Origin of the sequence: Sphingobium sp. RSMS (assembly GCF_005406185.4) — a bacterium.
GTDB classification, from domain to species: domain Bacteria; phylum Pseudomonadota; class Alphaproteobacteria; order Sphingomonadales; family Sphingomonadaceae; genus Sphingobium; species Sphingobium fuliginis.
This window is the reverse complement of record NZ_CM191257.1, coordinates 1,993,577-2,017,251: the sequence shown is the minus strand read 5'-3', so window position 1 is coordinate 2,017,251 and position 23,675 is coordinate 1,993,577. Positions and strand designations below refer to the sequence as shown.

Sequence of the window (23,675 nt, the reverse complement as noted above, 5' to 3'; positions counted from 1 at the left end):
TTGCGTCGGGCGCGCCCTTGCGCTAAGGGCGCGCCAGCAGTCGGATGGTTTGCCGTCCGATACCCTGACAGATCCATGGCACTCAAGAGGAGTACCGGATGGACGCTGGCCGGCGAGGTTTCGCCCGCCGGCGATTTTGTCGTTTGACGGGGTAAGCAAGGTTTTCCGGGCCTTTCGGCCCAAATTGAGGTGATGATGTTCGATTCGCTAAGCGATCGTCTGGGTGGGGTATTCGACAAGCTGCGTGGGCGCGGTGCGCTGACGGAGGACGATGTCCGCGCCGCGATGCGCGAGGTGCGAATCGCGCTGCTGGAGGCCGACGTCGCGCTTCCGGTGGTGCGCCAGTTCGTCGATCAGGCGACCGAGCGCGCGGTCGGCAGCGATGTGCTGCGATCGGTCACGCCGGGGCAGATGGTCGTCAAGATCGTCTCGGACACGCTGACCGAGACGCTGGGTTCGGAATCGTCCGACCTGCTGATCGACGTGACCCCGCCCGCCGTCATCATGATGGTCGGCCTGCAGGGTTCGGGCAAGACCACCTCCACCGCGAAGATCGCCAAGCGCCTGAAGGAAAAAGAGCGCAAGAAGGTGCTGATGGCGTCGCTCGACGTCCAGCGACCCGCCGCGCAGGAGCAGTTGGCGGTGCTGGGCACGCAGACCGACGTGGCGACCCTGCCCATCGTGCCGGGGCAGCAGCCGGTCGACATCGCCAGGCGGGCGTTGCAGGCGGCGAAGCTCCAGGGTTTCGACGTGGTGATGCTCGACACCGCAGGCCGGCTGCATGTCGACCAGGCGCTGATGGACGAGATGAAGGCGGTGGCCGAAGTCTCCAGCCCGGCGGAAATCCTGCTGGTGGTCGACTCGTTGACCGGTCAGGACGCGGTGAATGTCGCGACCAGCTTCACCGCGCAGGTGCCGCTGACCGGCGTGGTGCTGACCCGGATGGACGGCGATGCGCGCGGCGGCGCGGCGCTCTCGATGCGCGCCGTTACCGGCCGTCCGATCAAGTTCGCGGGTACCGGCGAAAAGCTGGACGCGATCGAGCCGTTCCATCCGGCCCGCGTGGCGCAGCGCATATTGGGCATGGGCGACGTCGTCTCGCTGGTCGAGAAGGCGGCCGAGACCATCGACGCCGAGGAAGCCGACAAGCTTGCCAAGAAGATGGCCAAGGGTCAGTTCGACATGAACGACCTGCGCGCCCAGCTCAACCAGATGCGCCGCATGGGCGGTCTTGGCGCGCTGGCGGGCATGCTGCCGGGCCTCAAGAAGGCGCAGGCGGCGATGGCTCAGAGCGGCGCCAACGACAAGACGCTGATCCATCTCGACGCGATGATCGGGTCGATGACCCCCAAGGAGCGGGAGAAGCCCGCCCTGATCAACGCCAAGCGCAAGATCCGTATCGCCAAGGGTTCCGGCACGACCGTGCAGGAAGTCAACAGGCTCCTGAAAATGCATCAGGAGATGGAAACGGCGATGAAGAAGATCCGCAAGATGGGCGGCCTGAAAGGGCTGGCCAAGATGTTCACCGGTGGTGGGCTGGATGGGATGCTGGGCGGTGGCGGCGCGCCTCCGCAGGGTTTGCCGGGACTGGGGGGCAATATGCCGAACCTGCCGCCCGGCTTTCAGAATTTCATGAAGAAGTGAAGCTGCTCGTCATTGGCGCAAGCTGGGATGACGAATTGAAAAACACGTAATTTGGTACAGAAAGGTAAGGTCAGGTTTCATGGCAACGTCCATTCGTCTTTCGCGCGGCGGTTCGAAGAAGCGTCCCTATTACCGCATCGTCGTGGCGGACAGCCGCGCCCCGCGTGACGGCAAGTTCATCGAGCGCATCGGCAGCTACAACCCCGTCCTGCCCAAGGGCGACGAGAAGCGCGTCGTTCTGAACGTCGAGCGCGCGAAGCACTGGGTTGCCGCCGGCGCGCAGCCGACCGACCGCGTGGCCCGCTTCCTGGATGCTGCCGGCGTGAAGGAACGCGCCGCCCGCAACAACCCGAAGAAGGCCGAGCCGGGTCAGAAGGCCAAGGATCGCGCCGAAGACCGCGCCGCCAAGGCTGCGGAAGCCGCTGAAGCCGCCGAAGCCGCCAAGGCGGCCGCCGCCGAGGCCGCTGCCGCTCCGGCCGCCGAAGCACCGGCGGAAGAAGCCGCTCCGGCTGAAGAATCGGCTGAAGGCTGAGCCCTTTGACCGACAAGCCCGTCACGCTTGCCGTCATCATCGGCGCGCATGGAGTGACGGGCGAGGTCCGTCTGAAGCTGTTCGGGGAGGGGGCTGAGGCCCTGAAATCCTATGACGGCTTCGATGCGGCGGGGCGCAGGCTGACGTTGAAGTCGGTGCGCCCCGGCCCGAACGGCGCGGTCGCCCGCTTTGCCGAAGTCGGCGATCGCTCCGCGGCGGAGGCGCTGCGCGGCACGGAACTGACCGTTCCCCGTTCGGCTTTGCCCCCCTTGGGGGAGGGCGAATATTATCATGCCGACCTGATCGATCTGCCCTGCTTCTCCAGCGATGGCGAAGGGCTGGGCCATGTCGTGGCGGTCGAGAATTTCGGCGCCGGCGACATCATCGAGGTGGAGCGGCCCAACGGCAAGCGTTTCATGGCGCCGATGCATGCGGTGACCATTGCGGATGAGCGGGCGGTCATAGAGGCCGCGTTTGCGGCTTGAGCTTCGTTCGCCAGGGCAATTGAACCGCCGTGCTCCCGCGAAGACAGGAGCCCAGATCGGACGGTGGAACCAGGCTCCCGCCTTCGCAGGAGCAGCTTGTAGATCAATCGGAGGCATTAAGAGGGCGCGAACCATGCCGAAAATCCTTGCCGCTCTCTATCTGCTCCTGATGGTCGCCGCCGGCTGGCGTCTCTTCACCATGTCCTGGTCGCGGGCGCTCAAGATCGCCGCGGGCGTGGCGATGGTCGTTCCCATTCCGATGCTGTTCCTGCTGCCCGCGCTGGTGCAGCCGGACCGGCCCTTCGCGGACCTGCTGTGCGCCATCGGCATCGCGCTGATGCTGGGCGGCGGGGTGTCGCTGCTGGGCGGCATGACGGGCGCCTGGTTCAAGGCGCGCAAGGCATGAGCTTTCAGGCGCAGATATTGACGCTCTACCCGGAGATGTTTCCTGGGCCGCTGGGCGTGTCGCTGGCCGGGCGGGCGCTGGCGGAGGGGAAATGGGGCTGCGATCCCATCCACATTCGCGACTTCGCCACGGACAGGCATCGCACCGTGGACGATACGCCCGCGGGCGGCGGGGCGGGCATGGTGTTGCGGGCCGACATACTTGGCCTTGCCATCGATCATGCGCTGGAAAAGCGCCCCGACCTGCCCGTCATCGCCATGACGCCGCGCGGCGCGCCGATCACCCAGGGGCGCATCCGCCAGCTTGCCGCCGGTCCCGGAGCCACCATCCTCTGCGGCCGGTTCGAGGGATTTGACGAGCGGATTTTCGACGCCCGGCCCGTCGAGCAGATCAGCATGGGCGACATCATCCTTTCCGGCGGAGAAATGGGCGCCCTGATGCTGCTGGATGCTTGCATCCGCCTGCTTCCTGGGGTAATGGGCGCCGCTTCCAGTGGGGATGAAGAGAGCTTCGAAAGCGGCCTTCTCGAATATCCCCACTACACCCGGCCCGTTATATGGGAAGGGCGTATGATCCCCGAAGTGTTGCGATCGGGGGATCATGCGAAGATCGCCGCCTGGCGGAAACAAAGGGCGGAGGATGACACACGGCTAAGGCGGCCGGACCTTTGGGAACGTCATATCGGCGTTCGGGACCAGCCGCCCTCTGGTGCGCAACGCGAAAAGTAGGACTTGAAGTCATGAACCTGATCCAGCAGATCGAGGCCGAGAACATCGCGGCCCTCGCCAAGGATATTCCGGAATTCCGCCCCGGCGACACGCTGCGCGTCGGCGTGAAGGTCGTCGAAGGCGACCGCAGCCGCGTCCAGAATTACGAAGGCGTCTGCATCGCCCGCTCGAACAAGGGCATGGGCAGCAACTTCACCGTGCGCAAGATCAGCTTCGGTGAGGGCGTGGAGCGCGTCTTCCCGCTCTATTCGCCGAACATCGATTCGATCACTGTCGTCCGCAAGGGCGTGGTGCGTCGCGCGAAGCTCTATTATCTGCGCGGCCGCACCGGCAAGCGCGCTCGCATTGCCGAGCGCCGTGAAGTGCGCAGCGAGGATTGATCGCTTTCATACTGTCTTGACAGTTGTAAAAAAGAGACAGGCGGCATCCCATGGGGGTGCCGCCTTTTTCTTTATGCATCAATGATTTGATCCGGAATTGCGGGGATTTCCCCTTTCCCCGTCAGCCATGATTTTGCGCCGCAGCAGAAATTCGTTTTTCTTTGATGGCGGTTTTGTGTCAGCGTTCCGTTTCCAGAGATTGCTCAATATTTCGAAGATCCAAGCCTGCGGCTCTGGAGCAGGATCATCGTAGCTCAAAGGATTTGAACGAACTGTTCAGGTAAGAACAAGAAAATATCTGTCGGGAGAGGCTCTCTTCATAACGAAGCAAGGGGGCTGGTTCATGAACCAAAAGAGTTTCGTTTCTCGCGCAGCCATGATTATTGCGCTGTCTTCTTCAGCAACAGTTTACGCACAGACCGATCCGCAAGCGGCCTCCGCCACGGATGGCGCGGCGATCATCGTCACCGGCACCCGCCTGACCGGGATGAAGGTGGCCGACAGCCCGGCGCCGATCCAGCTCCTGGGCGCGGACACGTTGCAGCGCACGGGCTCCCCGGACCTGATGCAGAGCCTGGCGCAGCAGCTTCCCTCCGTCCAGGCGCAATCCTTCGGCAGCGACCTTCAGGCGCATAACCTGCAGATGAAGCTGCGCGGCCTCAGCCCCAACCACACGCTGGTCCTGGTCAACGGCAAGCGGCGTCACGGCACCGCCAACGTCTCGGTCGCCGGTGGCCCCTATGGCGGCAGTGCCGCTCCGGACGTCAGCTTCATCCTGCCCGAATCGATCGAGCGCGTGGAAGTGCTGCAGGACGGCGCGGCGGCGCAATATGGCACGGACGCGATCGCGGGCGTCATCAACTTCCTCCAGAAGAAGGCCGACCATGGCGGCTCGATCAATGCGACCGGCGGCGAATATTACGACCAGGGCGGCAAGACCTATGCGATCGGCGGCAATATCGGCCTGGCGCCCTTCGACGGCGCTTATCTGAACATATCGGCGCAGAAGAAGCACAAGGGCTTCAGCTTCCGGGGCGACATCAACCCGCAATCGATCAACCTGTCCAACACCTATCCCGAAATCAGGAACCTGCCCGGCTATCCCTATACGAACCGGATCATAGGCGACCCGCACATCGACCAGACGGTCGTGAACTACAATGCCGGCTATGAATTCGGCGACTATGAAATCTACAGCTTCGGCAGCTACGGCCATAAGAAGGCCGCCGCCTATGAGAATACGCGCCCGCCGACGACCGTCGTCAGCGCTGGCGGCGTGCCCTATTATGCCGGCGGCTTCCAGCCGCAGGAGCGCATCGACGAGACCGATTATTCGGTGACCGGCGGTTTCCGCGGCACATTGGGGGACACGACGTTCGACCTGGCGTCCACCTATGGCAAGGATCTGGTCAAGGTCTATGTCTATCATTCGGCCAATGCCCAGCTCTACGCCGATACCGGCTTCACGCCCGAAACCTTCCACAATGGCGACTTCTTCAACACCCAGTGGAGCAACACGCTCGACCTGACGCATGCCGTGGACATTGGGCTTTCGGAACCGGTCAACATCGCGGCGGGCCTGGAATTCCGGCATGAGACCTATGGCATCCGGGCCGGCGATCCGGCCTCCTATTATGGCGGCGGTGCGCAGTCCTTCTTCGGCTACAGCCCCAATGACGCGGGCAAGTACAAGCGGGACAATTTCTCGCAATATCTGGACATCAGCCTCAAGCCGCTGGAAAACTGGCTGGTGGACGGCGCGGTCCGCCACGAACATTATAGCGATTTCGGCGACACGACCGTCTTCAAGCTGACCAGCCGCTATGACTTCTCCGACGCCTTTGCGTTGCGCGGCACGGTCAGCACCGGCTTCCGCGCGCCGACCCTGGCCGAAGGAGGCTATTCCGGCCTGAACGTCGGACCGGGCTTCATCGGCGGCGTGCTTCCGCCCGCATCGTCCGCCGCGGCGTCGCTGGGCTTTGGCGGCCTCAAGCCTGAAAAGTCGACCAACTTCAGCCTGGGTACGGTCATCAACCCGGCGCGCAACTTCACGATCACGCTGGACGCCTATCAGATCACGATCCGCAACCGCATCATGACCTCCACGGCCTTCTCCGGCTTTACCGGCAATCGCTGCCCGGCGGGTTATGCGGGCGGCAATGCGGCGGCCTGCCTGCCCTTCGATGCGGACCAATATGCCATCTACAACCAGTTGGCGGTGCTGAGCGCGGTGAACGCGGCGCTGGGCGGCAGCAGCACGGTGACGGACTGGAGGACGGCGGACGCGATCCCGGCCTATGTGCTGTTCGCGGACAATGGCGTCGACCGCAACACCGAGGGCGGAGTGTCGGTGCAGAGCTTCGTCAACGGCGTGAAGATGCGGACCCGGGGTGTCGACCTGGTGGCGAGCTATGTCACCGACCTTGGCGAAATGGGCAAGCTCGACCTGACCTTCACCGGCAATTACAACGCCAACAAGGTCCTGGGCATCAATCCGCTTCCTTCCGCGCTCTATTCCAGCACCGTCAATCCCGAGCTGACGCGCCTTATCGACGCGTCGAGCGAAGTGGAGCTGGAGCACAGCACGCCGCGCTTCCGGGGCACGTTCAACGCCTTCTGGACCTGGGGCAAATTCTCCGCCAACCTGCGCGAAAGCTATTATTCGCAGGTTTATACGCTGGAAACCGCGCGCAGCGGCCCGGATGCCGGCGACCTCATCAAGGTGCCGGTCAAGGAGGCGTTCATCACCGACCTCGAACTTGGCTACCAGATCGCCAAGCCGATCAAGCTTTCCATCGGTGCGAACAATCTGTTCAACAAATATCCGACCCAGCGGTCCAAGGAGTTCATCCGCAACGCGGAACTCGCCAATGGCGAACGCGGCTATTCGACCAGCAAATATCCGACCATCTCGCCCTTCGGCATCAATGGCGGCTATTATTATGCGCGGGTGAACGTCACCTTTTGAAAAAAGGCGGACAGGCCTTCCGGCCTGCCTGTCTTGCAACGGGAAGGGCGGCGAACGGCACGAGCCGTCGCCGCCCTTCTGCCTTTTATCGGTGCCAGTCCATGCCGCTTTTCCACCGTATCGCCACCCCGGCCGACGAACCGGCGCTGCTGGAACTGATGACCCTGGCCATCGACCGTCTGCAATCCGGTTTCCTGACACCGGAACAGGTGAAGGCCAGCCATGGCTTCATGGGGCTGGACAGCCGGTTGATCAGCGACGGCACCTATTTCGTGATCGAGGATCGGGGGGAGATTGCCGGTTGCGGCGGCTGGAGTCGGCGCGCCACGGCCTATGGCGGCGACCATAGCGCGGGGCGGGACGACCGGCTGCTCGATCCGGCGACGGAGGCCGCCAGGGTGCGGGCCATGTACACCCATCCCGATCATGTGCGGAAGGGCGTGGGCACGCTGATCCTCTCCCTCTGCGAGGCGGCGGCGCGGGCGGAGGGCTTCGCGGCGCTGGAACTGTCCGCCACCATGGCGGGCGTGCCGCTTTACCGCAGCTTCGGCTTCGTCGACGTGCGGGCGTTCGAGGATAGCGGCGTGCCGCTGATCCTGATGCGCAAGCCTATTGGCGACTCGTGAACCAGAGGCCGATCAGGCTGAGCGCTGCCGCTGCCGACATATAGAGGCCGACCAGCTCGACGCCCTGGACCTGGATCAGCCAGGTCGCGACGATGGGCGCCAGCGCGCCGCCGATGATGCCGCCCAGGTTGAAGGCGAAGGACGCGCCGGTATAGCGAAGCTGCACCGGGAAGAGATGCGGCAGATAGGCGCCGAGCGGCCCATAGACGAAGCCCATCAGGAACAGGGCGAGGCTGAGGATCAGGAAGATCGGCAGCAATTGCCCGGTGCCCATGGCGGGACCGAAGATCACGCCCATCGCCACCGTGCCGACGCAGCCGGCGACCAGCACGCGGGTCGGGCTGCTCCTGTCCGACCACCAGCCGGCGACGATGATGCTGAACGCCATGAACAGGATCGCGCCCAATTGGATGGCGAGGAAGGTTTCGCGGTCGATCCTGAGCGTGGTGGTGCCATAGCCGAGGGCGAAGGCGGTCGCGATATAATAGACGGCGAAACAGGCGGCGCAGGCGAAGGTGCCCGCGACGGCCGCGCCCAAATGGCTCTTGAACAGCGTGGCGAGCGGCACGGCGGGCGGCGGTGCTTCGGCCCGAGCGGCGGCGAATTCGGGGGTTTCGGTGAGCTTCAGACGAATCCACAGGCCCAGGATCACCAGCACCGCGCTGCCCAGGAAGGGCAGGCGCCAGCCCCAGGCGAAGAAATCCTTGTCAGTGAGGAACATGCCCAGCAACAGGAACAGCCCGTTGGCGGCGAGGAAGCCCACCGGCGCGCCCAATTGCGGGAACATGCCGAAGCGCGCCCGCCATCCCGGAGGCGCATTCTCCACCGCCAGCAAGGCCGCGCCGCCCCATTCGCCGCCAAGGCCGAAACCCTGTCCGAAGCGCAGGAGGCAGAGGATCAGCGGCGCCCACCAGCCGATGCTCTGATAGGTCGGCAGGAATCCGATCGCCAGCGTCGATCCGCCCATCAGCATCAGCGACGTCACCAGCGTCGCCTTCCGCCCGATGCGGTCGCCATAATGGCCGAACACCGCCGCGCCCAGGGGCCGGGCGAAGAAGGCGAGGGCGAGGCTGCCATAGGCGGCGAGCAATTGTGCCGAGGGGGAGGAGGCGGGGAAGAAGAGCGGCCCGAAGACCAGGCTGGCGGCGGTCGCGTAGATATAGAAGTCGTAGAATTCGACGGCCGTGCCGATCAGGCTGGCCGCCAGCACCCGCTTGTGGCGCAGCATCGCGCCCATGCCGCCCATTTCCCTGGCCCCTGCTTCCACCGCTTGCACGCCCCCCATCGTCGTCATTTCCCCGCCCGCTTCTGGTTCAGCAATTCATAGGCCATCACCGCGCAGGCGACCGCCGCGTTCAGGCTGTCGGCCTTGCCCAGCATCGGCATCTTCACCAGCAGGTCGCATTCGGCTTCATAGCTTTCGGGCAGGCCCTGCGCCTCGTTGCCGACCAGCAGGAAGCTGGGGCTCTGGTAGCGAGGTTCCTGATAGTCGTGCGTGGCCTTCAGGCTGGTGCCGATCAGCTCGCCCGGCCCCTGGCGCAGCCAGTGCATGAACTCGCCCCAGCGCGCCTGGGTGATGCTTTGGGTGAAAAGGGCGCCCATGCTGGCCCGCACGGATTCGACGGAGAAGGGGTCGACGCAATCGTCGATCAGGATCAGACCGCCCGCGCCGACCGCATCGCCAGTGCGCAGGATCGTGCCCAGATTGCCGGGATCGCGCAGCGACTGGGCGACGATCCAGATGTCGGCCCTGCTCCGGTCGAGCTTCGCCAGCGGGGTCAAGCGGTCGCGATAGACGCCGACCACCGCCTGCGGATTATCCTTGCCGCTGATCTTGGAGAGGATGTCGGGCGTCGTCTCTATCACGTCGCCGCCCGCCGCCTCCATCGCCGCGATCAGATCGGCGGCGAGGGGGTGGGTGGAACCGGCGTGGAACAGCATTTCGGGCAGCACGCCTTCCTCGCGCGCTTCGGTCAGGATGCGCAGCCCTTCGGCCAGGAAGAGTCCCTCCGCCTTGCGGAACTTCTTCTCCCGCAGGGAACGGACGCGCTTCACCAGCGGGTTGGAAAATCCGGTGATTTCTCGCGCCACGATGCTGTCTCTTGCCCTTTTTGCAGGTCCGCCGAAACGGCCTCTCTATAGGGGGAGAGGGGAAAAGGGTAGGGGGCTTGGCAGGGTGGGGATTTGGCCTTGCTGCCGGCAGGCGTTAAACCGGATCCCCTATCTCAGGTCGCCTGGGAGGCGCCGTGCCGGGCGACGGCGACGCGGTTGCGGCCGGAGCGCTTGGCTTCGTAGAGCGCCATGTCCGCGACCGCCAGCCAGCTTTCGCCTGTCGGCCAGTCGCCGCGCAGTTCCGCCACGCCGAAGCTGACGGTGGCGCGCAGCGGCGGCGTGCCGGGCATTTCCGCAGCGGCGATCGCGTCGCAGAAGCGCTGCGCCGCCCTTGCGGCATCGTCCTCCGCCGTTTCGGGCAGCAATATGCCGAATTCCTCGCCGCCCAGCCGCCCGAGCGAATCGCTGGGGCGTTGCAGGCCGGCGCAGAGCCGGGCGATGCCGCGGATCACCTGGTCGCCAGCGGGATGACCGTAGGTGTCGTTGATATGCTTGAAATGGTCGATGTCGAACAGCAGCAGGCTGGAGGGCCGCTCATGCCGTTCGAACAGGGCGATGGCGCGGTTCATTTCGGTGAGAAAGGCCCGGCGGCTGAGCGCGCCGGTCAGATGATCGCGCTCCGCGATGCGGCGCAGTTCGAGCTGCTCAACCACCAGCGCGGCGAGGTTCTTGAGGATGGCGATCTGCGCCGGGTCGAATTCGCGCGGCACGGTGTCGATCGCGCAGAGCGAACCGATATTATAGCCGTCCGGCGTTTCCAGCGGGATGCCGGCATAGCTGCGGATGTTGGGATCGCCCGTCACCAGCGGATTGTCGCGGAAGCGGGCATCCTCCTTGGCGTCGGTAATGACCATCGGCGCCCGCTGGCGGATGGTGTGGTCGCAAAAGGCGATGTCGCGGGCGGTTTCGCTTTCGTCGAGGCCGGCCAGCGACTTGAACCACTGCCGATCGGTATCGACCAGCGAGACGGCCGAAATCGGCACGCCCAGGATGCTGCGGACCAGATCGGTGATGCGGTCGAAGGAGGATTCCCTTGGCGTATCCAGAACTTCGTACCGGTTCAGCGCGGCGAGACGCGCCGGTTCGTCCATCAGCTTTGGATCGAGCATTGCCAACTATCCTCAACCGGCGGCGCGCCCTTCCTGCGCCCCGCGATTCCCGTTCGATATTATCCTGTGATAGTCGCTTGCCGATGTTTGACAAAGGCTTAGCAGGCTCGACCGGCCTTATTCCTCGCCAAATTTATCCTCGACCAGCGTCACCAGCTTGCCCAGCGAATCGGCTGCCTCGGGACCGGTGGCGCTGATGACGATGCTGTCCCCCATCGCCGCGCCCAGCATCATCAGGCCCATGATGGAGGTTCCGGTGACTTCGCTGCCGTCCTTGCGCACGGTGATCTGCGCGGGAAGGCCGCTGGCCAGGGTCACGAATTTCGCGCTGGCGCGGGCGTGGAGGCCCCGGCGGTTGCTGATCCTGACTTCCTGGCTGATTTCGCTCATGTGGTGCTGCCCAACAGTTCCGATGCAACGCTGATATATTTCTGACCCGCTTCCCGCGCGGCGGCGACGGCCTGGCGCACGTCCATGACCTTGCGCGCGCTTTCCAGGCGGATCAGCATGGGCAGGTTGATGCCCGCGATCACCTCTATCTCGCCCGCCTTCAGCAGGGAGATGGCGAGGTTGGAGGGGGTGCCGCCGAACAGGTCGGTCAGCAGGATCACCCCGGACCCGTCGTTGACGCGCGCCACCGCATTGGCGATGTCGGCGCGGCGCATCTCCATATCGTCCTCAGGCCCGATGCAGATGGTCTCGATCTGCTGCTGCGGACCGACCACATGCTCCATCGCGACGACGAATTCCGTCGCCAGCGCCCCATGGGTGACGAGTACCAGTCCAATCATCTTGCTTACGTGGCCCACCTGTTCTTCATGGATTACGCTTTCGGGCCTCCCGGTCTGCGCTTCTCCAGGGCGTCCTGGGGCGCTGATTCCATATTGCGGTGCGAGACCGTGGGCGAAAAGCCCGCATCTTGCAAGTATCTGGCGACGCGTTCGGCCACATGGACCGACCGATGGCGGCCGCCCGTACAGCCAAAGGCCACGGTAATGTAGCTTTTTCCGCCCTCCGCATAGCGGGGCAGCAGCAGGGCCAGCAAGTGTTCGATGCGCCCGACCGCCTCATCATAGGCGGGATCTTCCATGATATAGGCGGCGACAGCGGGGTCGAGCCCGGTCTTCGGCCGCAGCGCCTCCTCCCAATGGGGATTGCGCAGGAAGCGCATGTCGAACACCAGATCGGCGTTGAGCGGCACGCCGCGCGAATAGCCGAAGGACATAATGGTCAGCACCGGGTCCGACAGCCCCTCGCGCGAGAAGCGGTTGCGGATTTCCTGTTGCAGGCCGTTGCTGGTGAGGCTGCTGGTGTCGATCACCTGATTGGCCCAGCGGCGCAGCGGTTCGGTCAGTTCCCGTTCGCGGGCGATGCCATGGCGGGCGGGGCGGTCGGTGGCCAGCGGATGGCGGCGGCGGGTTTCCGCGAAACGACGCTCCAGCTCCTCGCCGGAGCAGTCGAGGAACAGCGTTTCCACATCATGGCCGTGGCGAGCGCGCAGGGCCTTGATCCGCTGGACGATGGCGGCGGCGTCGAAGCCGCGGGTGCGCGCGTCGATGCCCAGCGCCAGAGGACGGTCCGTCCCTTCCTCATGCCCCTCCGGCAGGGGGGTGTCGAGCAGGCGGTCGAGCAGCACCAGCGGCAGGTTGTCGACCACTTCCCAGCCCATATCCTCCAGCGTCTTGAGCGCGGTCGTCTTGCCCGCGCCTGACAGGCCGGACACGAGCAGGATGGTCTTCGGCGTTTCCAGGCTCACAACGGGTCCATGCTCCCGAGGCCCAGGGTCCGGACGGCGAGTTCCACCTTGATCGGGGCGGATGCTTCGAACGGGGCGAGCCGGACCACGGGGATTGCGACCCCGGCGATGGACCGTTGCGCGGTTTCCGGCGGCATTCGCTCCACGTCGTCGCTGAGGTCGACCGCCAGCGCGACCGGGGCGTTGTCCGCATGGGGCATGTCGACCAGCCCCAGGCCGCGCACCTCCATCATGCCGACGATCCGGTCGGGCGCGCGGGCGAACAGGCGCCCTTCGATCTCCAGCAGGCGGGTATAGTCGTCGCTCACCAGCACGGCGCCGCGATCGATCAGGCGCAGCGCCAGGTCGGACTTGCCCATGCCGCTGGGGCCGCAGAGCAGCACGGCCCGGCCGTCAATCGCCACGCTGGTCGCATGCAGGGTTTCGGAAGAATGTGTCGACGCCATATCGCCTTATCGCTTTGACGTCATATTAGCTCCTGTTGGCGCTGGTGGAAATCGAATTAACCGGGGCGTTTCTCATTATGGTGCAGTGGGGGTGTGGGGGAGGGGCAAATTCAGGCCATTCCCCGCAGACGGTCGGCGCGGCGCAGCGGGCCTGGAGGGCGGCAGCTTAAAATCCCGGCCTCCTCCCGCCCATGGGAGGGGGAGTATCTGCGCCTCCCCCGTTCCGGCTTATTCCGAAACGATGCCCGGATCGCGTTCGACCGCCATGGGCAGGCGCACGATGAAGCAGGCGCCGCTTTGCGCGTCCTGGCGGTCCGCGATGCTGATCTTGCCCTGATGCCCCTCCACGATGGAGCGGGCGATGGCGAGGCCAAGGCCCGAATGCTTGCCGAACGCCTCATTTTCCGGGCGGACGCTGTGGAACCGGCGGAAGACATGTTCGCGTTCGGATTGCGGGACGCCCGGACCCTCATCCTCCACGCTGACCAGCACTTCATTGTCCGCCACGGTGGCGACGATCTGGACCAGCCCGTCATCGGGGGAGAAGGAGATCGCATTGTCGATGAGGTTGTCGAGCACGCGGATGATCCGCTGCTCCTCGCCCAGCGCAACCGCGACATTCCTGCGTGGCCGGGCGAAGGCGAGGCGCACGCCGCGGGGCACGCCGCGGGCTTCGCGGGCGACCACCATCTTCTCGATCAACAGGCCGAGATCGATCGGCTCGAACCGGGTGCGGGAAAGCTGCGCGTCGATGCGCGAGGCTTCGGCAATGTCCGTCACCAGCCGGTCGAGCCGGCGCACATCGTCCTGCGCGATCGCCATCAGCTGGGCGCGCAGTTCCGGCTTGTCCACCCGATCCAGCGCGTCCAGGGCTGAACGCAGGGAGGCGATGGGGTTCTTCAGCTCATGGCTGACATCGGCGGCGAAGGCGTCGGTCGCGTCGATCCGCTGGCGCAGCGCATGGCTCATGTCGGACAGGGCGCGGGCCAGCATGCCGATCTCGTCCCGCCGGTCGGGCAGGCGTGGCACCGTGACTTCGCGCGCCCGCCCCAGCCGCACGCGCACCGCCGCGCGGGCGAGGCGTTGCAGCGGCTGCACGATGGTCCGGGCCAGGAACAGGGAGAGCAGGACGGAAGCCAGCACCGCCGCCGCCAGCACCATGCCCAGGCGGAAACGCTCCGCGCGGACGGTGCGCGTGATGTCGCGGGCATTTTCCGTCGCCAGCAGGCCGGTGCCGTCCTTCACATTGACCGCCGCGGAGATCATGAAGGTGCGGTCGGGGGCATAGCGGTTCACCGCCTGGGTGCGGCCGCTTTTGCGCGCCACCACCATTTCGGGCCATGCCTGTGCCCGGTCGACTGCCGGCTCCTCGAAATTGGGCGGGCGGTCGGCGGACACGATGCGGTCTATCACCTTGTCGAGGAAGCGGGCGACATGGCGCTGCCATTCCTCCTCGGCGGGCAGGCGCAGGCGATAGCGCGGCGCGTTCATGGCGAAGCTGTCGGCGATCAGCCGTCCCTGCGCGTCATAGCGGCGCACGCGGTCGCCGGTCTGCCGCGCATAGGCGGCGATCAGCGCGTCCTGCCGGTCAGCCGGCGCATTTTCAAGGCCAATGGCCAGCAGCTTCAATTCGCGCGCCGACTGCTCCAGCCGGTCGTCGACGATGCGCGTGCGGTAGCTGTCCAGATAGAAGAAGCCGCCCGCCAGCAGCGCCAGCGCGAACACATTGACCGCCAGGATGCGCGGGGTCAGGCTGATCCGGCCGGACCAGCTCCACCTTGCGCCCGCGTCATGCTTCTTCGGAGAAACGATAGCCGGCGCCATAGAGGGTGTCGATTGCGTTGAATTCGGGGTCGACTTCGCGGAACTTGCGGCGAAGGCGCTTGATGTGGCTGTCGATGGTGCGGTCGTCGACATAGACGTCGTCCTGATAGGCGGCATCCATCAGCTGGTTGCGGTTCTTGACCACGCCGGGGCGCGCGGCGAGCGTTTCCAGGATCAGGAATTCGGTCACGGTCAGCGTCACGTCCCGGCCCATCCATTTGACCCGGTGGCGGGCAGGGTCCATTTCCAGCCGGCCGCGCACGATCGGTTCGGCCACCGGCTCGTCGGGCGCGGCATCCACCTTGCTCGCCTCCGCCCGGCGCAGGATCGCGCGAATGCGGGCGATCAGCAGCCGCTGGGAGAAAGGCTTGCTGATATAATCGTCCGCGCCCATGGCGAGGCCCAGCGCCTCGTCCAGTTCGTCGGCCTTGGACGTCAGGAAGATGACCGGCATATGGCTCTTTTCCCGCAGCCGCCGCAGCAGTTCCAGCCCGTCCATGCGCGGCATCTTGATGTCGAACACGGCCAGGTCTGCGGGATTTTCTATCAGCGCCTTCAGCGCCGCCTCCGGGTCCGAATAGAGGCGCGTCAGGAACCCTTCCGTCTGCAACGCGATGGAGACGGAGGTCAGGATATTCTTGTCATCGTCCACCAGAGCGATGGTTGCGGTCATGCTGCGCCCCGAAAATCGTCGGCAATGGGAATGCCCCTGCGTTAGACGAAGGCGGCTTCCCCTGCAAGGAAGGCCGGGCGGGCGGGTTATGCGGTGTAGCCATGGGAATTCGGGATAAATGCCGGGGATGCGGGGTTTCCCGGGGTTTGACGCATCTTCTGCAAAGGCTTATGCCCGCTAGGTCTGCAGCAGATGGCGCCAAGCGGCGAAGATCGCGGCGTTGAGAGGCGGACCGGCCGTGAACATGATAAGATGGCGGCCGGACATAATGATATTCAGGAGTAAAGGCGTGCAGGCCAAATCCTCTTTCACCCTCGATCGGCAGGGCATTTCCACCAGCGCCGATCAATATTGGAATCTGGGCACCGCGCCGCTGGTCGAAGCCGCGCTTGCCAATGGCGAGGGCATATTGGCCAAGGACGGCCCGCTGGTGGTCAAGACCGGCAAGCATACCGGGCGGTCGGCAAGCGACAAGTTCATCGTCAGGGACGCGGAAACCGAATCCACCGTCTGGTGGGGCAAGACCAACGTGCCCATGACGCCGGAGCATTTCGCCGCGCTGAAGGCCGATTTCTTCGCCGCCCTGGGGCAGAAGGACAAGCTGTACATTGCCGATCTGTTCGGCGGATCGCAGCCTGAGCATCGCGTCAACGTGCGGATCATCAACGAATTCGCCTGGCATAACCTCTTCATCCGCACGCTGCTGGTCCGTCCGGGCGCGGAGGAGCTGGCGGATTTCGCGCCTGAATATACGATCATCGACCTGCCCACCTTCCAGGCCGATCCGGTCCGTCACGGCACCCGCAGCGAGACGGTGATCGCGGTCAACTTCACCGAGAAGCTGATCCTGATCGGCGGCACCCGCTATGCCGGAGAGATGAAGAAGTCGGTCTTCGGCATCCTCAACTATCTGCTGCCGACGCGGGGCGTGATGCCGATGCACTGTTCGGCCAATATCGGTCCGAACGGCGACACGGCGGTCTTCTTCGGCCTGTCGGGCACGGGCAAGACCACCCTGTCGGCCGATGCCAGCCGCACGCTGATCGGGGATGACGAGCATGGCTGGTCGGACACCGCCGTCTTCAATTTCGAGGGCGGCTGCTACGCCAAGATGATCAACCTGTCGGCCGAGGCCGAGCCGGAGATCTTCGCCACCACCAAGCGGTTCGGCACGGTGCTGGAAAATGTCGTGATCGACGAGGAAACCCGCGAGATCGACCTGGACGACAACAGCCTGGCCGAGAACAGCCGGGGTTCCTACCCGATCGACTTCATCCCGAATGCGTCGGAGAAGAATCTGGGGCCGGTGCCGAAAAACATCATCTTCCTGACCGCCGATGCTTACGGGGTTTTGCCGCCGATCGCGCGGCTGACGCCGGACCAGGCCATGTATCATTTCCTTTCGGGCTATACCGCGCGCGTCGCCGGGACGGAGATCGGCGTGACGGAGCCGTCCGCGACCTTCTCCACCTGCTTCGGCGCGCCGTTCATGCCGCGTCACCCTTCCGTTTACGGCAACCTGCTGAAGGAACGGATCAACAAGGGCGGCGTGACCTGCTGGCTGGTCAACACCGGCTGGACCGGGGGCAAATATGGCGTCGGCAAGCGCATGCCGATCAAGGTGACGCGGGCCCTGCTGAACGCGGCGCTCGACGGCAGCCTCAACAACGCCGAATTCCGCACCGATCCCAATTTCGGCTTCCAGGTGCCGGTTGCGGTTCCGGGCGTGGATTCGACCATACTCGATCCGCGCGCGACCTGGCCCGACAAGGCGGCCTATGACGAAACCGCCGGCAAGCTGGTCAAGCAGTTCGTCGACAATTTCGCCCAGTTCGAGGATCATGTCGATGCGTCGGTGCGCGACGCGGCGCTGACGGCGGCCTGACAGGCCCGCATTTCGTAACGACAGGGGCCGGGGAGCGATCTTCCGGCCTCTTTCGCTTCCCGTCGGCGGGACGGAATGCTATCCTGCATCAAACTTCAGCGGGATATGAGCTATGGCACTGTTCGACGATTTGCTGGGCAATATGGGTGGCCTGGAGGCGGTTGCCGCGAAGATCGGCCTTCAGCCCGACCAGATGCAGGCCTTGATGAGCGAAATCGGCGGCAAGATCGCTTCGGGCGAGACCGATGTCGCCGCGCTGGCGACCACGGCCGCCGAACATGGCGTGTCGGCGGACAAGTTGCAGGAGCTGTTCGCCCATTTCGGCGGCCCGGAAGCCATATTGGCGAAGATCGGCGGCCTGTTCGACCGGGATGGCGACGGCAATCCGCTCAACGAACTGGGCGGGCTGGCCAAAGGTCTTTTCGGCTGATCCGCCGTCCCGGCGCGCGCTGGGATGACGGATTTTGCGGAAATGGCCGGACATACCCCGGATTGGGTATGCTTTTGGATAGATAAGCGATTATGAGCTTGCTGCGGGACGGGCGTGTCGGCGCTCCGGGAGCAGGGGAAAATCATGATGATGGGGGATATGCTGCGCGGCAGCGCCGCCATTGCAGCGATATTGAGCAGCAACGCGCAGGCGCAGAGCCAATTTCTGTCCGGTGAATGGATGCAGGACGGGGCCTGCGTGCCCAGCTACCGCGCCCTGAATGCGCCGGAGACGCGCAATCTTCCCTGCTGCGTTCCGGCGCGTCGCGCGGTGCCGCCGCTTTGCCCGCGGTCCTGATCCGCGCGGATGATCGCCAGCTTTCGCACGGACAAGTTTTTTTCGCCTTGCCTTGGAACGTCCCAAGGGGCATTCGCGCTGCATAGCTTATTGCGAAGCCCACGCAACTGACGCTCTTACCCGCGACAGTCGCCCTGGATTTGGCAGGGGAAAAGGTTTTGAACGACGTGACGATCGAAAAGCCGGTGCTGGAACCGACCGGCGCGCTTTCAGTGGAAACCGTGCTGTCGGTGCGGCATTGGAACGAACATCTGTTCAGTTTCCGCATCACGCGGCCGGCCAGCTTCCGCTTCCGGTCGGGCGAGTTCGTGATGATCGGTTTGCAGGGCGACAATGGCAAGCCGCTGCTGCGCGCCTATTCGGTCGCCAGCCCCGCCTGGGACGAGGAACTGGAGTTCCTGTCGATCAAGGTGCAGGACGGGCCGCTGACGTCCAAACTGCAACTGATCCAGCCCGGCGACCAGATCTATCTGGGGCGTAAGCCGACCGGCACGCTCGTCACGGACGCGCTGCTGCCGGGCAAGCGGCTGTTCATGCTGTCGACCGGCACGGGCCTGGCGCCCTTCCTCAGCCTGGCGCGCGATCCGGACGTCTATGAATTTTACGAGCAGGTCGTGGTGGTGCATTCGGTCCGCCGGGTGAGCGACCTTGCCTTCCATGACGAGCTGTCGGGCAAGCTGGCGGACGACCCGCTGGTGGCGGAGCAGGCGGCCAGCCAGTTCCATTATGTGCCGACCGTGACGCGCGAACCCTTCCGCAACAACGTCCGCATCGACAAGCTGGTGGAAACGGGCGCGCTGTTCGAAGGGATTGCAGGCGAGCCGAGGTTCAATCCCGAGACCGACCGGATCATGATGTGCGGCAGCATGGAGATGATCAAGCAGTTCGGCGCCTATTTCGAGGAACAGGGCTTTGCCGAGGGCTCCAACGCCGCGCCGGGCGCCTATGTTATTGAGCGCGCCTTCGTAGGCTGATTGCCTGCGGCATCGGCAAGGGAAGGGCTGGCGGCGATGCCGGCCCTTCTGCTTTTCCGTGGATGGTCTTCATGATGGGGGCAGGCGGCGCAAGGCCGGCATCGCAACGGCGCCGGACGATGTCATCGCAATGAACCGGCTGCGACCCGAGGCTTTGCTTCTGGCCGGTCCATATCCTTGTTTCCCTTTCCCGTGCCGAAGGCAAGATGATCATCGTCCATTATGAACGGTTTATCGGATATGTTCCGGCGTCCGCGCATGGCCCCCGCGGCGAGTCGCGCCCGGGATGCGGCTCCATTCGGCCGTTGCGGCAGCGGGCGATTCGGCAAAGCGGTCGATTTTTCGGTGGAACATCGCGATAAGCAGTCCACCTCCGGCGTAGGAAGGGGCGACGGCGCGATTTGTGGAGATGCGGGCAGACAGTGCGAAGGCGGCCTACACCGCCTTCCTGAGCTATAATCACAGGGACGTTCGGGCCGCGCGCGGGCTGCAACGGCGGCTGGAATCCTATCGGCTGCCCAAGGGCGCCATGCGGTCCGACGGCGGGCGGCGGCTTGGCCCGATCTTCCGCGACCGCGACGAATTGCCTGCCGCGGCCGACCTGTCGGAGGCGGTGAAGCAGGCGCTTTCCCGATCGGCGGCTTTGGTGGTCCTGTGTTCGCCCCATGCGGCGGCTTCGCCCTGGGTGGACAAGGAAATCCGCCTGTTCCGCGTCCTCCATCCCGACCGGCCGATCCTGGCCGCGATCATCGAAGGCGAACCGGAAGAGGCCTTTCCGCCTGCGTTGCGGGACGGTGGCGAACCGCTTGCCGCCGACCTTCGGCGGGAGGGCGACGGCGTTCGGCTGGGCACCCTGAAGATCATTGCCGGGCTGGCCGGGATCGGCCTGGACCGGCTGGTGCAGCGCGATGCGCAGCGGCGCGTCCGGCGCGTGACGGCTGTCACGCTGGCCCTGCTGCTGGTCATGCTAGCTTTTCTCGCGCTGTCGATTGCGGCCTTGCAAGCGCAGCGGGAAGCGGAGCGGCAACGCGCCGAAGCAGAAGGGATCATTGAATTCATGCTGACCGATTTGCGGGAACGTCTGCGCAGCGTCGGTCGCCTGGATGCCCTGACCGTCGTCAACGACCGGGCGATGAACTATTATCGCGACCAGGGCGACCTCGACGATTTGCCGGACGACAGCCTGGAAAGGCGGGCGCGCATCCTTCAGGCGATGGGGGAGGACGATATTGCGCGCGGCAGCCTGCCGGCGGCGCGGCGCAAGTTCGAGGAAGCGCATCGCACCACCACCGCTCTGCTGGACGACGATCCCCAGCGGCCCGAATGGATCTTCGTCCACGCGCAGAGCGAATTCTGGATCGGGCAGGTCGATCAGCTATCCGGGCAGGCTGACGCCGCGCTCAGGCATTATCGGGCCTATCTGCATTGGGCCCGCGAGCTTTTCCGGTATCAGCCCCAGGCGGCGCGCAGCTTCACGGAAATGGGCTATGCGCTCAGCAACATCGCTTCGGTCCAATGGGAATCGAAGAACGACCATGACGATGCGATCCGGAATTATGCGAAGTCGCTCTACTGGTTCCAGCGGGCGCAGCAGGCCGATCCCGGATCGCTCAACATTCGCATGGAGGTGGCCGAACGCCATGCGCGGCTGGCCGACGTGCATTTCGACCGCCGCGACTTCCGGGCGTCGGAGCAGCATCGGCTGGAGCAACTGAGGCTGCTCGAACCCTTGCGGCGGGAAGATCCGCAAAATGGCGACATCGCCTATGACACTCTGGTGGCGACCCGTTCGCTTGCGCGGATCGCGTTCGAGACCGGTGAGACGGCCAAGGCGGTCAGGCTGCTGCGCGATGCGCGGAGCCAGTCTTCGGCGCTGCGCCAGCGCGATCCGGAGAACCAGAACTGGTTCGAGCAGCATTTGCGGCTGCTGATGGATGCAGCCGAGGTGGCGAGGGCGCGCCACCAGGGCGCGGAGGTCCACCGACTGGTCGACCAAGCTCGTCGGATCATGCATGATGCAAGTCCGACGGCCGCGGCGGACCCGGCATTTCGGGCTACGTCGATCCGGCGTCTGGATGCTATAGCACAGTCGAATGACAGGGCTTCGGCAAAGGGGGAGTGAATGCTGCCTTACGGGAACAGTGTCAGGACCATCGGCCCCGGCGACAAGATCGATCATGTTACCCTGCTCTCCATTCGCGTGCGGGAAGGCGCGTGGAATGTCAGCCGCTGGTTCGCGCCGATCTGCGAACGCGGACTGCAGGCCACGGAGGCGCGCCTGCTGAAGATGGCGCAGTCCCGCGACCCCGCGCAATATCCCGAATTCAGGGGCTATGGGTTCGAGAACATCGCCTTCGTCGAATATATGTGCTTCTTCACCATCATATTGGATGCGCCCGGCTACAGCTTCCATGACGGAAAGGACACCGATCCGATCTGGTTCGTGGAGAAGAAGGAAAACAGTTCGCTGCCCCCGCCGCCCGCGCCGGTGGCGCCCAACCGCAGCTTCTACGACCTGGAGATGACCGACATCGGCGGCTATCCGGCGCTGCGCTGCCGCAACTACATGTGCAACGGCTATACCGGCGAACCGTTGAAGGAAGGGGAGGAGCAGGGCTTCATCTTCAATCTCTATATTCGCGGCCGTTATGAACATGGCGGCGATTCGGGGGTTGTCCTGGCGATCGATCCCGACGGCGTCAGCAAGGGACCGCGGAAATAGGATCGCGCGAATCCGGTGGCGGCGGACGGGCGCTTGTGGGACAAGGCGGGAAATGATCAGGCCGCAGCTTAACAGCATCACGCGATTGGCCCGGGCGGGCGCGTTGGAACAGGCCTGGACCACATTCCATGCCGCCGGCCTGTCGCCGCAATCGGACGACCCGGATGTGCTGACGGTTTACGGACGCCTGCTGAAGGACCGCGCGGCGGGCGAGAGCGGCGCGGCGCGGGAAGAATTGTTGAACCGGGCCATCACCGCCTATGAGCGTGCTTCCGCCCTTTCGCATGCGACCTATCCGTTGATCAACGCGGCGACGCTGGCCTATGTGGCAGGGCGGCACGAGGCGGCGGTGACGCTGGCCAATGCCGTGATGACGCTGCTCGACGATCCGCTGCGCGCCGCCGAGACGCCCTATTGGATCGATGCGACGCGGGCCGAAGCGCTGCTGCTGCTGGGCCGGACCCAGGATGCCGAACGGATGCTGCGGCAGGCCATCGGGCATCAGCCCGAAGCGTGGGAAGACCATGCCTCCACGCTGCGACAGTTCGCGATGATCCTGGCGGAGGCGGGACGGCCGGCGGACTGGCTGGACCGCCACCGTCCGGCTTCGCCGCTCTATTTCGAGGGAATATTGGGCCTTGCAGCCGATGACGCCCAGGCGGCCCGCACGATTGCCGGGGCGGTGGATGCATTGGCCCCTTCCATGGTGATCGGGGCGCTGGCCGCCGGGGCGGACATATTGGTGGCGGAGGCGGCCATTGAGGCGGGCCGCCAGCTGCATGTCGTTCTGCCCTGTCCGGCCGAACTGTTCCGGGCGGCGTCGGTCGATCCTTTCGGTCCGGCATGGGCCGATCGGTTCGATGCGTTGATGGGAAGGGCGGTGTCGGTCAGGGAAATGGACGACTGGCAACCGCTCAGCAATGCATCCGTCGAGGTGTCGAGGCAGGCCGCCATGGGGCTGGCCCTGTGCGAGGCCAGGCGCCTGCAATCCTCCGCCCGCGCCTTGCAGATCGTCGGGCGGGGCGAGGAGGGGGGAGGCGACATGGCAGGCTGGGAAGCGCTGGGGCTGCGGCTGGATCGGCTGGCGCTGGAACGGAGCAACGCTGCTCAGGTCGCCCTGTCGCCGGAGGCGGAAGTCGTGGCGCTGATCGCCGTTCCGGAATCCCTGCCCTTCCACTTCGGCGGGGATGCGACGCTCTTGGTGGGGCAGGAGGGGCAGCATGCCTATGGCCTGTCTTCCCTTGCCGACGCGGCCCACAGGGCCGCTGCTTTGCGCGGCGACCATCCCGAGGCCCGGCTGGCGCTGGATTACCGCGCCCTGGCCGACACGCAGGACGGACGCTGGGATCGTGCGCTCATGATCGCCGCCGCGGACCTGGAGGGGGCGGTGGCGTTGAGCGAGTCGGCCGCCCTTGCCCTTGCCCTGCACGCGCCGGAGGCGAATGTGCAGCCGATGGGCGACATCAGGACGGCGTCGGGCGACCTGGCGCTTTATGGCCTGTTTCCCTGAGCCTGGGGGGAATCACCTCTTCTGGTCCGCGCTGAGTCCTTCGACAAGCTGAGGGCGAACGGATGTTGAGCGGCTCCGGTTCATCGGACGTTGCTCAGGATGTGCGAG

The 23,675-nt window shown here is 65.0% G+C and carries 24 protein-coding genes; 15 read left to right on the top strand and 9 right to left on the bottom strand.

All coding sequences use genetic code 11. From position 1 onward, the window contains the following. Nucleotides 1-192: 192 nt before the first annotated feature. The 8 genes from ffh (at nt 193) to EGM87_RS09585 (ending at nt 7,769) form a co-directional block, all read left to right on the top strand. Entirely contained in the window at nt 193-1,644 is a 1,452-nt protein-coding gene (gene ffh, locus EGM87_RS09620; RefSeq protein WP_044662712.1) for a signal recognition particle protein, read from the top strand. A 79-nt stretch (nt 1,645-1,723) separates the two neighbouring features. Further along, entirely contained in the window at nt 1,724-2,176 is a 453-nt protein-coding gene (gene rpsP, locus EGM87_RS09615) for a 30S ribosomal protein S16 (protein WP_025547592.1), read from the top strand. Between the two features lie 5 nt (nt 2,177-2,181). Beyond that, nucleotides 2,182-2,661, top strand: coding sequence for a ribosome maturation factor RimM (rimM, locus tag EGM87_RS09610; RefSeq protein WP_025547590.1), 480 nt, complete (start codon nt 2,182-2,184; stop codon nt 2,659-2,661). 133 nt (nt 2,662-2,794) lie between these two features. Then, nucleotides 2,795-3,067 carry a hypothetical protein gene (locus tag EGM87_RS09605; RefSeq protein WP_044662711.1) on the top strand — a complete coding sequence of 91 codons (273 nt, stop codon included), beginning with the start codon at nt 2,795-2,797 and terminating at the stop codon, nt 3,065-3,067. Then, the gene (gene trmD, locus EGM87_RS09600) at nt 3,064-3,795 is read left to right on the top strand and encodes a tRNA (guanosine(37)-N1)-methyltransferase TrmD (RefSeq protein ID WP_044662710.1); all 732 of its coding nucleotides are present in this window, start codon (nt 3,064-3,066) and stop codon (nt 3,793-3,795) included. The genes EGM87_RS09605 and trmD overlap by 4 nt, the downstream gene beginning before the upstream one ends. 11 nt (nt 3,796-3,806) lie before the next feature. Beyond that, the gene (rplS, locus tag EGM87_RS09595; protein ID WP_025547586.1) at nt 3,807-4,175 is read left to right on the top strand and encodes a 50S ribosomal protein L19; all 369 of its coding nucleotides are present in this window, start codon (nt 3,807-3,809) and stop codon (nt 4,173-4,175) included. A gap of 343 nt (nt 4,176-4,518) precedes the next feature. Continuing rightward, nucleotides 4,519-7,143 carry a TonB-dependent receptor plug domain-containing protein gene (locus EGM87_RS09590; RefSeq protein ID WP_044662709.1) on the top strand — a complete coding sequence of 875 codons (2,625 nt, stop codon included), beginning with the start codon at nt 4,519-4,521 and terminating at the stop codon, nt 7,141-7,143. A gap of 101 nt (nt 7,144-7,244) precedes the next feature. Further along, the gene (locus EGM87_RS09585; RefSeq protein WP_044662708.1) at nt 7,245-7,769 is read left to right on the top strand and encodes a GNAT family N-acetyltransferase; all 525 of its coding nucleotides are present in this window, start codon (nt 7,245-7,247) and stop codon (nt 7,767-7,769) included. Here EGM87_RS09585 and EGM87_RS09580 read toward each other — a convergent pair. The 9 genes from EGM87_RS09580 to EGM87_RS09540 all read right to left on the bottom strand — a co-directional run bounded on the left by EGM87_RS09580 (nt 7,753) and on the right by EGM87_RS09540 (nt 15,689). Continuing rightward, nucleotides 7,753-9,015 (bottom strand): MFS transporter, encoded by a 1,263-nt coding sequence (locus EGM87_RS09580; RefSeq protein WP_130029832.1) that lies wholly within the window; start codon nt 9,013-9,015, stop codon nt 7,753-7,755. The genes EGM87_RS09585 and EGM87_RS09580 overlap by 17 nt on opposite strands. Before the next feature lie 44 nt (nt 9,016-9,059). After that, the gene (locus tag EGM87_RS09575) at nt 9,060-9,860 is read right to left on the bottom strand and encodes a TrmH family RNA methyltransferase (RefSeq protein ID WP_044662706.1); all 801 of its coding nucleotides are present in this window, start codon (nt 9,858-9,860) and stop codon (nt 9,060-9,062) included. Nucleotides 9,861-9,994: 134 nt separating this feature from the next. Continuing rightward, nucleotides 9,995-10,990, bottom strand: coding sequence for a sensor domain-containing diguanylate cyclase (locus tag EGM87_RS09570; protein WP_044662705.1), 996 nt, complete (start codon nt 10,988-10,990; stop codon nt 9,995-9,997). Between the two features lie 117 nt (nt 10,991-11,107). Continuing rightward, nucleotides 11,108-11,380: an HPr family phosphocarrier protein gene (locus tag EGM87_RS09565; RefSeq protein WP_025547580.1), complete on the bottom strand. Its 273-nt coding sequence runs from the start codon at nt 11,378-11,380 to the stop codon at nt 11,108-11,110. Next, a complete protein-coding gene (locus tag EGM87_RS09560) occupies nt 11,377-11,781 on the bottom strand; it encodes a PTS sugar transporter subunit IIA (RefSeq protein WP_025547579.1) in 405 nt (134 codons plus the stop codon). Before EGM87_RS09560 ends, EGM87_RS09565 begins: the two co-directional genes overlap by 4 nt. Before the next feature lie 32 nt (nt 11,782-11,813). Next, nucleotides 11,814-12,746, bottom strand: a complete 933-nt coding sequence (rapZ, locus tag EGM87_RS09555) for an RNase adapter RapZ (RefSeq protein WP_044662704.1) — start codon at nt 12,744-12,746, stop codon at nt 11,814-11,816. Beyond that, a complete protein-coding gene (locus EGM87_RS09550; RefSeq protein ID WP_025547576.1) occupies nt 12,743-13,192 on the bottom strand; it encodes an HPr kinase/phosphorylase in 450 nt (149 codons plus the stop codon). The genes rapZ and EGM87_RS09550 overlap by 4 nt, the downstream gene beginning before the upstream one ends. A 228-nt stretch (nt 13,193-13,420) precedes the next feature. After that, nucleotides 13,421-15,016 (bottom strand): stimulus-sensing domain-containing protein, encoded by a 1,596-nt coding sequence (locus tag EGM87_RS09545; RefSeq protein ID WP_044662703.1) that lies wholly within the window; start codon nt 15,014-15,016, stop codon nt 13,421-13,423. Beyond that, nucleotides 14,982-15,689 carry a response regulator transcription factor gene (locus EGM87_RS09540; protein ID WP_044662702.1) on the bottom strand — a complete coding sequence of 236 codons (708 nt, stop codon included), beginning with the start codon at nt 15,687-15,689 and terminating at the stop codon, nt 14,982-14,984. The genes EGM87_RS09545 and EGM87_RS09540 overlap by 35 nt, the downstream gene beginning before the upstream one ends. A 289-nt stretch (nt 15,690-15,978) precedes the next feature. Here EGM87_RS09540 and EGM87_RS09535 point away from each other — a divergent pair, with 289 nt between their 5' ends. From EGM87_RS09535 to EGM87_RS09505, 7 genes are all read left to right on the top strand, one after another. Further along, nucleotides 15,979-17,574: a phosphoenolpyruvate carboxykinase gene (locus tag EGM87_RS09535; RefSeq protein WP_044663208.1), complete on the top strand. Its 1,596-nt coding sequence runs from the start codon at nt 15,979-15,981 to the stop codon at nt 17,572-17,574. 112 nt (nt 17,575-17,686) lie between these two features. Beyond that, a complete protein-coding gene (locus EGM87_RS09530) occupies nt 17,687-18,004 on the top strand; it encodes a hypothetical protein (RefSeq protein WP_025547568.1) in 318 nt (105 codons plus the stop codon). 144 nt (nt 18,005-18,148) lie between these two features. Next, nucleotides 18,149-18,361: a hypothetical protein gene (locus EGM87_RS09525; protein ID WP_226870181.1), complete on the top strand. Its 213-nt coding sequence runs from the start codon at nt 18,149-18,151 to the stop codon at nt 18,359-18,361. Between the two features lie 158 nt (nt 18,362-18,519). Next, the gene (locus EGM87_RS09520) at nt 18,520-19,335 is read left to right on the top strand and encodes a ferredoxin--NADP reductase (protein ID WP_044662701.1); all 816 of its coding nucleotides are present in this window, start codon (nt 18,520-18,522) and stop codon (nt 19,333-19,335) included. Between the two features lie 409 nt (nt 19,336-19,744). Then, nucleotides 19,745-21,457, top strand: a complete 1,713-nt coding sequence (locus EGM87_RS09515) for a toll/interleukin-1 receptor domain-containing protein (RefSeq protein ID WP_052628245.1) — start codon at nt 19,745-19,747, stop codon at nt 21,455-21,457. Then, nucleotides 21,458-22,057 (top strand): hypothetical protein, encoded by a 600-nt coding sequence (locus EGM87_RS09510; RefSeq protein ID WP_044662700.1) that lies wholly within the window; start codon nt 21,458-21,460, stop codon nt 22,055-22,057. Nucleotides 22,058-22,109: 52 nt separating this feature from the next. Beyond that, nucleotides 22,110-23,567: a TRAFs-binding domain-containing protein gene (locus EGM87_RS09505; protein WP_052628244.1), complete on the top strand. Its 1,458-nt coding sequence runs from the start codon at nt 22,110-22,112 to the stop codon at nt 23,565-23,567. Nucleotides 23,568-23,675 lie beyond the last annotated feature (108 nt).